Raw genomic sequence first — 10,135 nt, 5'->3', positions numbered from 1 at the left:
CTCGCTGCACTTCCTAACGAGTTGGGATTGCTTCTAAAAATCCCTAATTCCAAGTAATTGGATTCATTGAAAATAGCCAATCGTTGCCCGTCATAGGTTTGACTCGAAAAATCGTCGTTGTTAAGAATATCGGCGTATTTGGCGTAAATAGTCTTAATCGGATTTTTGAGTTTATGATTATTTTTAGCAATAAAAAGAATCTCGTAAGGACGGTTTTGACCCACTTCCAAAAAGATTTTCTTTGAAATATTGGTCACCACATTGCCAAAATGATCAATGTAAATAACATTGCCTTTTATGGCTGCATTATTTTCAACACGCGGAATCAACTGCGTCATTTGTCGTAAGGCAGCAATTTCTTTTCCAATAACGTTGGGCAAGCCGCCTTTAGCCAAATGTGTTGCAACGGTAATCAAGACATCCATATCTGTAGCTTCATTGTACAAACGGTCGTGAATGTTGATGGCATATATTTTTTCAGGCGTTATTTTTTGTGTCAAAATACTTAAAATGCCGTTGTCTGCTGCAATAAAATAATGGTCGTTCCACAGCATCGCAATGTGCTGGTTTTCATTATTCATTTCGGCTTCCACGCCAATTAAGTGTACCGTTCCTTTCGGAAAACTACCGTAAGCCGATTCGATTATATAACTGGCTTGTGCCACATTAAAAGGGTCTACATCGTGCGAAATATCAATAATTAAAGCGTTTGGTAATTGCGAAACGATTTTTCCCTTCAAAGCACCCACAAAGTGGTCTTTCAGTCCGTAGTCGGTCGTTAGGGTAATAATTGACATAAAATTATTAAATATTATAAATTTTGTTTCTCAAAAAATACTAAATTTGAGAATCGCAAAGCTAATAATTCTCGGCGACTATTTTTAATTAAATACTATCCCATTTGAACGAAAGAACTATTGAACTCGTAGACATTGCTCCAAAAGATTTTTGGGGAACTCAGGATGTACATCTTGAGACAATAAAAAAATACTATCCGAAATTGAAAATTGTCGCCCGCGGCACTACCCTCAAAGCATTTGGCGAAAAAGAAGTTTTAGACGAATTTGAAAAGCGTTTCAATCGCCTGTTAGTTCATTTTTCGCGCTACAATCGAATTGACAGTAACGTAATCGAACGTGTGATTGAAGGCGAAAACCAACAATCAGAGCGAATGGCCGATATGGATAAAATTCTAGTGCATGGCGTTGCCGGAAAAATAATCAAAGCAATGACCCCTAACCAGCAACTGCTTGTAGACACGATGAACAAAAACGATATGGTTTTTGCCGTTGGTCCAGCCGGAACAGGAAAAACCTACACAGGAGTTGCCATGGCCGTTAAAGCATTAAAAGAAAAACAAGTCAAACGAATTATCCTAACACGTCCTGCCGTAGAAGCGGGTGAGAATCTTGGTTTTTTACCAGGCGATATGAAAGAGAAACTGGATCCGTACATGCAACCTTTATACGATGCTTTGCGCGACATGTTGCCCAACGAAAAACTGGAAGATTACATTTTGAAGGGAATAATCCAAATCGCTCCATTGGCGTTTATGCGTGGCAGAACGCTGGATAATGCCTTTGTAATTTTAGACGAAGCACAAAATACTACGCATTCTCAAATGAAAATGTTTTTAACCCGAATGGGTAAAAGTGCCAAATTCATGATTACAGGCGATCCCGGACAAGTCGATTTGCCAAGACGCACGATTTCAGGATTGAAAGAAGCACTTTTGGTTTTAAAAGATATCGAAGGTATCGGAATCATTTATTTGGACGACAAAGATATCGTTCGACACCGTTTGGTAAAAAAGGTAATCGATGCCTACAAACAAATTGAGAATCACGATTAATTTTAATTTTTTGGAGCGAAAGGCTTTGTCAAAGAATAATCCATGTTCCCGCTTTCCATTGCAATAAATAACCCCCAAACACTGGGGTTTATTTATTTCCATTTCAATCGGGGCTATTTGGGTTTTGTAATTTACGAAAGCGTTATTAACCTCACTTTTGCGTAAGCAATTGAATAATAATCGAACACCGATGAAAATTATACTATTGTGAGATAAACACCAATAAATAAAAGCGATACCAAAATATGAACGCTTAAAAATCACTTTTACATAGATGAAAAAACTACTTTTTTTATTTATTTTTAGTACAGGATTAGCACTATTGATTGTTGTAACCAATTTTGATTTTTTCATGTCCATCGTTCCAGGTTGGCATACTACTATTTATCCACTTTGGGCAGTCGTTGCCATAATTTTATTAGCATTCATTTTTATATTATCGATTGTTAAAATATTAAAATTATTTTTTACAAAAAGTGAAACCACACAGTGAATCTCTGGCAAAAAGACTTTAAAAACAATCTCTGAGAGAAACGTTGCAATACTCTTTGAAATAGTTTTAAATTTACCCTCTTAAAACAACAACTATAACTACTAACAATTATGAGTACTACAATAACGGCAACCGACTTCAATTTTCCCAACCAAAAAAGTGTGTACCACGGCAAAGTGCGTGATGTATACAATATCAATGACGAATTTTTGGTTATGATTGCCACCGACCGGCTTTCGGCTTTTGATGTGGTTTTACCCAAAGGAATTCCCTACAAAGGGCAAATACTGAATCAAATTGCTACAAAAATGATGGATTTGACGCACGATGTGGTGCCCAACTGGCTGATCGCTACTCCAGACCCCAATGTGGCTGTAGGACATTTGTGCGAACCTTTTAAAGTGGAAATGGTAATTCGGGGTTACCTTTCTGGACATGCCGCACGCGAATATGCTTTAGGAAAACGCAGTATTTGTGGCGTATACATGCAAGAAAACCTTAAAGAAAATGACCCATTCCCAGAACCGATAATCACACCATCAACCAAAGCAGATAATGGTTCGCACGACGAAGATATTTCTCGTGAAGAAATCATTTCAAAAGGCATTGTTTCTGAAGAAGATTATTTGATTTTGGAACATTACACCCGGTCTCTATTTCAACGCGGAACTGCAATTGCTGCGGCAAGTGGTTTGATTTTAGTAGATACAAAATATGAATTTGGTAAAACCAAAGAAGGAAAAATAGTATTGATTGACGAAATCCACACACCCGATTCTTCCCGTTATTTTTATGCCGAAGGTTATAAAGAACGACAAGAAAAAGGCGTTGAGCAAAAACAATTGTCCAAAGAGTTTGTACGTCAATGGTTGATTTCGAAAGGTTTTCAAGGTAAAGAAGGACAAGCAATTCCTGAAATGACCGAGGACTACGTGCATTCTGTTTCCGAAAGATACATCGAATTGTTTGAAAAAATTGCAGGTCAAGAATTTGTAAAAGCCGACATTTCAGATATTCACAACCGAATTGAACAAAATGTTTTAGATTATCTAAGAAAATAATAGTAAGAAAATTGATGATTAAGCCACTGAAAAGTGGCTTTTTTTGTGGCTAAAAGTCAAATTTTGATTTGTAGGTTTCCAAAAGACTTATTTTCAAAAAATTGCTAAACGTTAAATTTTTATTAAAGTAAAATGAACGTGTAACGAAATAAAGATTGTGAAGTCTAATTCATTAATCACAATATAATTATCAATCATTTAAATCAATCAATCATCATGAAAAAATCAATCATGTTTTTAGCACTGGCTCTTGCCTTATCGACTAACGCAATGGCATCAATCAATGGATTTGTAAAAACCTACGATCCACTTTGCATCGCAATCAGTAAAAACGACAACGATACGGCCAAAAAAATTATCGAGTACGGTGCCGATTTCAACGAACGCTACAATGGAATGACTCCTTTAATGTATGCGGCCCGATACAACAATGTAGAAATGATCAAGATGCTTTTGGACAAAGGAGCAAATCCATCAGAAAAAGACAGCAAAGGCATTTCAGCGCTCAAATATGCCGAAATGTCGAATGCCAAAGAAGCACTTCAACTTTTAAATGAAGTTAAAAAGTAAAGTTTGAAGAGTTAATTACAGAGAATTGAAAGGATAAAATTTATTTTTTATCCTTTCTTTTTTTTGCTTGGGTCTTAAGCATGTTTCTATTTACCGATCCGTGTGTTTTTTTCTTCGTTTTTGAAGGTCCACCCAAATTGACTTTTTTGTTTTTCTTGGTTTTTTCGTGAAAAGCGCCCTCACCTTCCAACTTCACTTTTTTCATCAAAAACTTGATCGGTTGCTTGTCTTTTTCCGGACCAATAAGTAGGTTAGAAATTTCGACCGTTTCTGGAAAGGGTACTACTTGAATTTCCTGGTTCATTAACAATTCGGATTCAATTTTAAATTCCTGTTCTCTTTGAGTGACAAAACTCAAAGCCGTTCCCGTAGCATCAGCACGGCCTGTTCGACCAATTCGGTGCATGTACAATTCGGGAAGTTCGGGCATTTCAAAATTGATTACGTGCGTAATGTCCGAAATATCAAGTCCGCGCGCCATAATATCTGTTGTGATAATCCCTCGTAGCAAACTGTTTTGAAAATTAGCCATTGTAGTCAAACGGTAATTTTGCGATTTATTAGAATGAATCACCCCAAATTGCCCTTCAAAATGCGTATCAATACGTTCGTGCAACATGTCGGCAATTTTTTTATTATTAACAAAAACCAAAACCCGTTGCATCGTTTCGTCCGTTTCTAAAAGATGCTTCAGTAAATTAATTTTGGTGTTGAAATTGACCACATCATAGGAAAGTTGGCGAATGTTTTCCAACGGCGTTCCCGATGCGGCAAGGGTAACTTCTTCGGGATAGTCAAAATAATCTTCCAAAATAGCATCGACTTCGTCGGTCATTGTTGCCGAAAACAAGATGTTTTGGCGTTTCTTGTTCATCATTGCAAGTATGGCCGTCAACTGTCCTTTGAAACCCAAATTCAACATTTCGTCAAATTCATCGATGACCAATTTTTGGGTTTCATCAAATCGGATAACGCTATCAAGAGCCAAATCCATTACGCGACCTGGCGTTCCTACTAAAATGTCGATTCCTTCGTTGACTAATTTTTTTTGTGAATTGATATTTACTCCACCAAAAATTCCTAAAGTTTTAACCGACATGTATTGGGTCAGTTTTTCAATTTCGGCGGCAACTTGCACCACCAATTCTCGTGTAGGAACAAGAATTACAATTTTTGGTGTATTGGTAGGTGTAAATTTATACAACTTTAACAATGGCAAAAGATAGGCGAAAGTTTTACCCGTACCCGTTTGCGCAATTCCCATCATGTCGCGACCCGACATAATTACCGCGAAAGATTTTTCCTGAATTGGCGTGGGTGTTGTAAAACCCAACTCATCTATGGCTTTCTGTACGGATTTTGGAAGATTGAATTGTTCAAAAGTTGTCATCGCTATTTTTTTGCAAAGATACACTTTTAGATTTTAAATAAAATTACAAATAAAGGCTTGAAAATTAGACACGTGTGATCATACTACTTTAATTTTAAAGTATTTTACATCGAGATGGAAGTTGGTAAGAATTTAAAAAAGCATCAAAATTTTATTTCAGATTTCTTATTATACCTATTTTTGTTTAGAAATTTAGCATAAATTGCGATAGTAAAAACAAATGAAAATAACATGAGAACAAAATCAACTTTAAATCTATTTATGACTAACATAGGTCAGATTTTATTATTTATCGTATCCATTAATTTTTTAAATTTGATTTTTGAGCTAATGCATGTAGAAGATTTTGAAAATTTTGATTTCGTTTTTAATTATGGCTATTTTATTTTAAACGGCGAAAAAATAGGTTATAATATATTTGCTAATCTATTTACACTAATCGTTTTAGCCTTCATTATTACGTTATTACGCTCTAGAAAGCAGGCAGATTAGCAAAATTCTTTTTCAAAAAATTAAATTGAAACAATATTGCAATCAAATAACCAAATGTTCCCGTAACAACTGCATTCCTTTCGAAGCACCTTCGGCAAAAACAACCAGTTCGTTTCTTAGATTGGGAATTTTGATTGGTTTGGGATCAATGTAATAAATTGTCGATTGTTTCGGAACAAAATCCACCAACCCAGCGGCGGGATAGACTTGCAACGAGGTTCCGATGACCAAAAATAAATCGGCATGTGCAGTCAACTCGACAGCTTCATCCAAAGCGGGAACTTCTTCACCAAACCATACAATGTGTGGTCGTAAATTGAATCCGTCATCGTCTTTATCCGAAGCCAGCAAGTCGGTTTTCCAGTCTAAAATGTGGTTGTGGTTTTTGGTACTTCGCACTTTTAGAAGTTCGCCGTGCAAATGCAAAACGTTCGAACTTCCGGCTCTTTCGTGTAAATCATCTACGTTTTGTGTAATTATATGTACATCAAATTCCTTTTCCAATTCGGCAAGGATAAAATGCGCTTTATTGGGTTGGACAGTTAATAATTGTTGGCGTCTTTTGTTGTAAAAATCCAAAACCAATGCGGGATTTTTCCGATAGCCTTCAGGGGTTGCAACATCCATAACATTGTGACCTTCCCAAAGTCCGTCGCTGTCGCGAAATGTTTGAATCCCACTTTCGGCACTTATTCCAGCTCCGGATAGCACTACGAGTTTCTTTTTCATATTTGTAAAATTTGATTTGTTAGCGGTCATGTATGGTACCGCTTTTATTTATTGGTGTTTATCTCACAATAGTATAGTTTTCATCGGTGTTCAATGACCCGAGCTTGCGAACTGGCGAAGCATTTTCAATTGCTTGTGCAAACGTGCGGTTAATGGCGATTTCATACTAATTTTACAATCTATAAAGTTAGTTAATTTCCCTATTTTTGCCAAAATTAAACAGTAATGATTGACCTGAATTACCTCGAATTTTTAGAAAACATTTTAACAGACAACCGAAAAGAGCGCTTCGAAAAAGTCTTGGCCAACAGAACCAATCATTTTACGGTGGCGATGGAAGATGTTTTTCAGTTGCATAACACAAGTGCGGTGATGCGAAGTTGTGAGGTTTTTGGGGTTCAGGAATTGAATGTAGTAGAGGAGAAGTTCGGAAAAAGTATCGACAAAGAAATTGCCATGGGAGCTCAAAAATGGGTCGATGTCAACCGATTCGAATCGATCTCGCATTGTATTGAAAGTCTGAAAACAAAAGGATATCAAATTATTGCTACTACACCTCATGAAAATGATTGTATGTTGGAAGATTTTGATATTACTAAAAAATCGGCTTTCTTTTTTGGTACCGAACGCGACGGACTATCGGAAGAAGTCTTAAAAAACGCCGATGGTTTTTTGAAAATTCCGATGGTGGGATTTACGGAGAGTTTGAACATTTCGGTTTCGGCTGCGATATTGTTGCAAAATTTAACCACTCGATTGCGAAAATCAGACCTGCAATGGCAACTTTCGGAAGAAGAAATTTTAGTAAAGCGACTGCAATGGGCTCGAAATTCGATTAAAGATATCAAGCGAATTGAAGCCAGATATTATGAAGAAAATCCGAAAATTTGATGTTTAAAGTTTTGCGTTAAGGATGGAAGTGGAGCTCTCCCGATTTTTCATCGGGAAGCGGGAACGTACAGCCTGACCCGAAGGGTAACGCCCAAAAAAATAAAGTTTTTACCTTTTCAAGATTTTATACTCCTCATAGCATGCATTTATTGCGTCCATAATTTGCAAATCGTTGGCGCTTTTTACAAACGCTTCGGAATAATTGCAACGCTCTAAAATTTCTGCAATTTCAGATTTGGAAACGCCTAAAAGTGCTGAAATGGTTTCGCGATCGAACTTGGAAGCCAACAGATTTTTGACGGTATCGTCTTTTTTCATTTCCTTTAAACGGCGAAGTTCTTTGGGTTTTTTACCAAAAAAGTTGTACAACATATCGGCAGGATTGAAAATTGAGCCTAGTACCCGGCCAAAAGCACTGGGCGAATATTCGCCTGCTTCATAACCCTCTGAAAGACCAGAAATGCTGTAACGGTAATTTTCGCGGGTAGGAATTAATTTGGCGTCAATTTCTAAATAACCAGTCAAAACATACGGACGGACTACTACTTCTTCCAAGGCGTAGGCTTTTTGTGTAAGTTGAATGGTAGTTGTTTTGTTTTTGATCCAGTCGTTGGTCACTTTTACTTTGATGGATTTGTAACCCAAAAGCGAAATATGCAGCGTATCATTTGCGAAAGCTTCTAGGGAGAATGCACCTTTTTCGTCGGTAATTACACCTTTTACTGTATTGACATTGATGACGTTAACTGCTGGAAGCACCAACCCTGAATTGTCGTCTTTTATGATACCTTGAATAGTTGCGCTGTTTTCCTTTTCTTGTGCGAAAACGAATATGGGAAGTAAGATAAAAAAGAAAACTGCAAAATATTTCATGACTTATTTTAAGACTCTAAAAGTACTAAAACAGTTGAAACAATTTTGCAGTTTGCCTATAATTATAAGAAAATTAACTAAAAAGTTTAGCTTTTTCTGGTTCGTTTTGGTCTTGGAGCATCTCCGAAACTTTCTGAACGTCTAGGAGCTCTTTCGGAACTTTCGTTTCGAGGCGCTCGGTCAGAAAATCCTTCTCTTTTTGGAGCTGCACTTCTTCTGCCAAAGCCACTTTCTGATGATCCACCAGAACGTTCTGATCTAAAACCGCCTTCGCGTTTTGGGCCAAAACCTCCAGAACCTTCACGTCTTGGAGCGAATCCGCCTGATCTTCCACCAGAATTTCTTCCGCCAAAGCTTCTTTCACCACCAGAACTTCTACCGTTGTGGTCGCGTCTTCCGCCACCGTCGTTTTTAGAAATTTCAACGTTGATTCGACGACCTTCAATCTGGGTATTGTTCAGAATTTCCATTACCTTATCCGAATGTTCTGCATTGGTATTAAAGAACGAGAAGCCTTCTTTTACATCTACTTTATATACATCATCCCGACCCAAATCTAATGTTTCTTTTAAGAAATCTTTCAATTGCATCCAGTCGAAATTGTCTCTCGAACCAATGTTTACGAAGTAACGTACTGCATCTGAATTACTTACGGGACGTTCGCCACGGTCTTCGCGACGCTCATTTCCAGCTGATTGAGATGATAAATCACGGTTTTTCTTGTAGTAGTTAATGAATCGGTTAAATTCAACCGAAACCATTTTCTTGATCAACTCTTCTTTTGTCAAGTCTTCCAATACATTATTGATAGCAGGCAAGTAGGTATCAATTTCGTGATCGACCTCTGTATCTTTAATTTTGGTAGCCAAGTGCAACAGCTGAATTTCGCAGATTTCAATTCCAGAAGGAATCGTTTTTTCTTCGAATTTTTGTTTGATAATTCGTTCGATTGACGAAATTTTACGCAACTCACTTTTAGTTACAATAACGATTGAAGTTCCTAGCTTTCCAGCACGACCTGTACGGCCAGAACGGTGGTTGTAGGTTTCAATTTCGTCAGGAAGTTGGTAGTTTACAACGTGCGTAATATTGTCCACGTCAATTCCACGAGCAGCTACGTCTGTAGCCACAAGCATCTGGATTTGACGGCCTCTAAACGATTTCATAACGCCATCTCGTTGTGCTTGAGACAAATCGCCGTGCAATGCTGCAGCACTGTATCCGTCTTCAATCAATCGTTCGGCTACGGCTTGTGTATCGCGTTTTGTACGACAAAAAACGACAGAGAAAATATCTGGATTTGCATCGGCCAATCGTTTCAAAGCTTCGTAACGGTCACGAGCGTTTACCAAGTAAAATTCGTGTGAAACGGTTGCTGAACCTGAATTTTTAGCTCCAACGGTAATTTCTAATGGATCGTGCATGAATTGTTTTGCAATCCGCGCCACTTCTTGCGGCATGGTAGCCGAAAACAACCATGTGCTTTTTTCGTCAGGCGAAGTCGAAAGGATGTTTACGATATCTTCGTAGAATCCCATGTTCAACATTTCATCTGCCTCATCAAGAATACAGTAGTTGATTTGTGAAATGTTCACCAATCCACGGTTGATCATGTCTTGCATTCTACCGGGTGTTGCCACAATAATTTGTGCACCTCTTTTAATGTCTCGGGCTTGTTCTGTAATACTTGCACCACCATAAACGGCTACAACATTGATACCTTTTTCGTATTTTGAGTAGTTTTTAATTTCGTTGGTAATTTGCAAGCAAAGTTCACGTGTTGG

Annotated in this window: 11 protein-coding genes; 6 read left to right on the top strand and 5 right to left on the bottom strand. The window is 37.6% G+C overall.

Translation table 11 applies throughout. The features are described from left to right. Positions 1–797: S-adenosyl-l-methionine hydroxide adenosyltransferase family protein (locus ACIQ2X_RS10025; protein WP_396178793.1), on the bottom strand; the 797-nt coding region annotated here is incomplete at its 3' end. A gap of 104 nt (positions 798–901) precedes the next feature. On the opposite strand from ACIQ2X_RS10025, the gene ACIQ2X_RS10020 reads away from it, so the two are divergent. From ACIQ2X_RS10020 to ACIQ2X_RS10005, 4 genes are all read left to right on the top strand, one after another. Then, positions 902–1,852, top strand: coding sequence for a PhoH family protein (locus ACIQ2X_RS10020; RefSeq protein WP_396178792.1), 951 nt, complete (start codon positions 902–904; stop codon positions 1,850–1,852). 274 nt (positions 1,853–2,126) lie between these two features. Continuing rightward, positions 2,127–2,345, top strand: coding sequence for a hypothetical protein (locus ACIQ2X_RS10015; RefSeq protein WP_396178791.1), 219 nt, complete (start codon positions 2,127–2,129; stop codon positions 2,343–2,345). A gap of 110 nt (positions 2,346–2,455) precedes the next feature. After that, on the top strand, positions 2,456–3,406 hold the full coding sequence (locus ACIQ2X_RS10010; RefSeq protein WP_396178790.1) for a phosphoribosylaminoimidazolesuccinocarboxamide synthase: 951 nt from the start codon (positions 2,456–2,458) through the stop codon (positions 3,404–3,406). Positions 3,407–3,622: 216 nt separating this feature from the next. Then, positions 3,623–3,976, top strand: a complete 354-nt coding sequence (locus ACIQ2X_RS10005; protein WP_396178789.1) for an ankyrin repeat domain-containing protein — start codon at positions 3,623–3,625, stop codon at positions 3,974–3,976. A 40-nt stretch (positions 3,977–4,016) separates the two neighbouring features. On the opposite strand, the gene ACIQ2X_RS10000 is transcribed toward ACIQ2X_RS10005, so the two are convergent. Then, a complete protein-coding gene (locus ACIQ2X_RS10000; RefSeq protein WP_396178788.1) occupies positions 4,017–5,366 on the bottom strand; it encodes a DEAD/DEAH box helicase in 1,350 nt (449 codons plus the stop codon). 231 nt (positions 5,367–5,597) lie between these two features. Here ACIQ2X_RS10000 and ACIQ2X_RS09995 point away from each other — a divergent pair, with 231 nt between their 5' ends. Next, a complete protein-coding gene (locus ACIQ2X_RS09995; protein WP_396178787.1) occupies positions 5,598–5,858 on the top strand; it encodes a hypothetical protein in 261 nt (86 codons plus the stop codon). A gap of 42 nt (positions 5,859–5,900) precedes the next feature. Here the strand turns inward: ACIQ2X_RS09995 and ACIQ2X_RS09990 are convergent, their stop codons facing one another. Then, positions 5,901–6,587 carry an SIR2 family NAD-dependent protein deacylase gene (locus tag ACIQ2X_RS09990; protein ID WP_396178786.1) on the bottom strand — a complete coding sequence of 229 codons (687 nt, stop codon included), beginning with the start codon at positions 6,585–6,587 and terminating at the stop codon, positions 5,901–5,903. Between the two features lie 225 nt (positions 6,588–6,812). Here ACIQ2X_RS09990 and ACIQ2X_RS09985 point away from each other — a divergent pair, with 225 nt between their 5' ends. Continuing rightward, positions 6,813–7,478 carry a TrmH family RNA methyltransferase gene (locus ACIQ2X_RS09985; protein WP_396178785.1) on the top strand — a complete coding sequence of 222 codons (666 nt, stop codon included), beginning with the start codon at positions 6,813–6,815 and terminating at the stop codon, positions 7,476–7,478. Between the two features lie 108 nt (positions 7,479–7,586). Here ACIQ2X_RS09985 and ACIQ2X_RS09980 read toward each other — a convergent pair whose 3' ends face one another. After that, positions 7,587–8,351 (bottom strand): carboxypeptidase-like regulatory domain-containing protein, encoded by a 765-nt coding sequence (locus tag ACIQ2X_RS09980; RefSeq protein WP_396178784.1) that lies wholly within the window; start codon positions 8,349–8,351, stop codon positions 7,587–7,589. Positions 8,352–8,437: 86 nt separating this feature from the next. Continuing rightward, a partial coding sequence (locus ACIQ2X_RS09975) for a DEAD/DEAH box helicase (protein ID WP_396178783.1) occupies positions 8,438–10,135 on the bottom strand: 1,698 nt, incomplete at its 5' end.

The organism is Flavobacterium sp. (assembly GCF_044368625.1).
GTDB lineage: Bacteria > Bacteroidota > Bacteroidia > Flavobacteriales > Flavobacteriaceae > Flavobacterium.
The sequence above is the reverse complement of the archived record's forward strand: the minus strand, read 5'-3'. Positions and strand labels throughout refer to the sequence as shown.

Coding starts and splice junctions, on each gene's coding strand:
- ACIQ2X_RS10005 (WP_396178789.1), top strand. CDS start 3,623: ATGAAAAAATCAATCATGTTTTTAGCACTGGCTCTTGCCTTATCGACT.
- ACIQ2X_RS09980 (WP_396178784.1), bottom strand. CDS start 8,351: ATGAAATATTTTGCAGTTTTCTTTTTTATCTTACTTCCCATATTCGTT.
- ACIQ2X_RS09985 (WP_396178785.1), top strand. CDS start 6,813: ATGATTGACCTGAATTACCTCGAATTTTTAGAAAACATTTTAACAGAC.
- ACIQ2X_RS10000 (WP_396178788.1), bottom strand. CDS start 5,366: ATGACAACTTTTGAACAATTCAATCTTCCAAAATCCGTACAGAAAGCC.
- ACIQ2X_RS10010 (WP_396178790.1), top strand. CDS start 2,456: ATGAGTACTACAATAACGGCAACCGACTTCAATTTTCCCAACCAAAAA.
- ACIQ2X_RS09990 (WP_396178786.1), bottom strand. CDS start 6,587: ATGAAAAAGAAACTCGTAGTGCTATCCGGAGCTGGAATAAGTGCCGAA.
- ACIQ2X_RS09995 (WP_396178787.1), top strand. CDS start 5,598: ATGAGAACAAAATCAACTTTAAATCTATTTATGACTAACATAGGTCAG.
- ACIQ2X_RS10015 (WP_396178791.1), top strand. CDS start 2,127: ATGAAAAAACTACTTTTTTTATTTATTTTTAGTACAGGATTAGCACTA.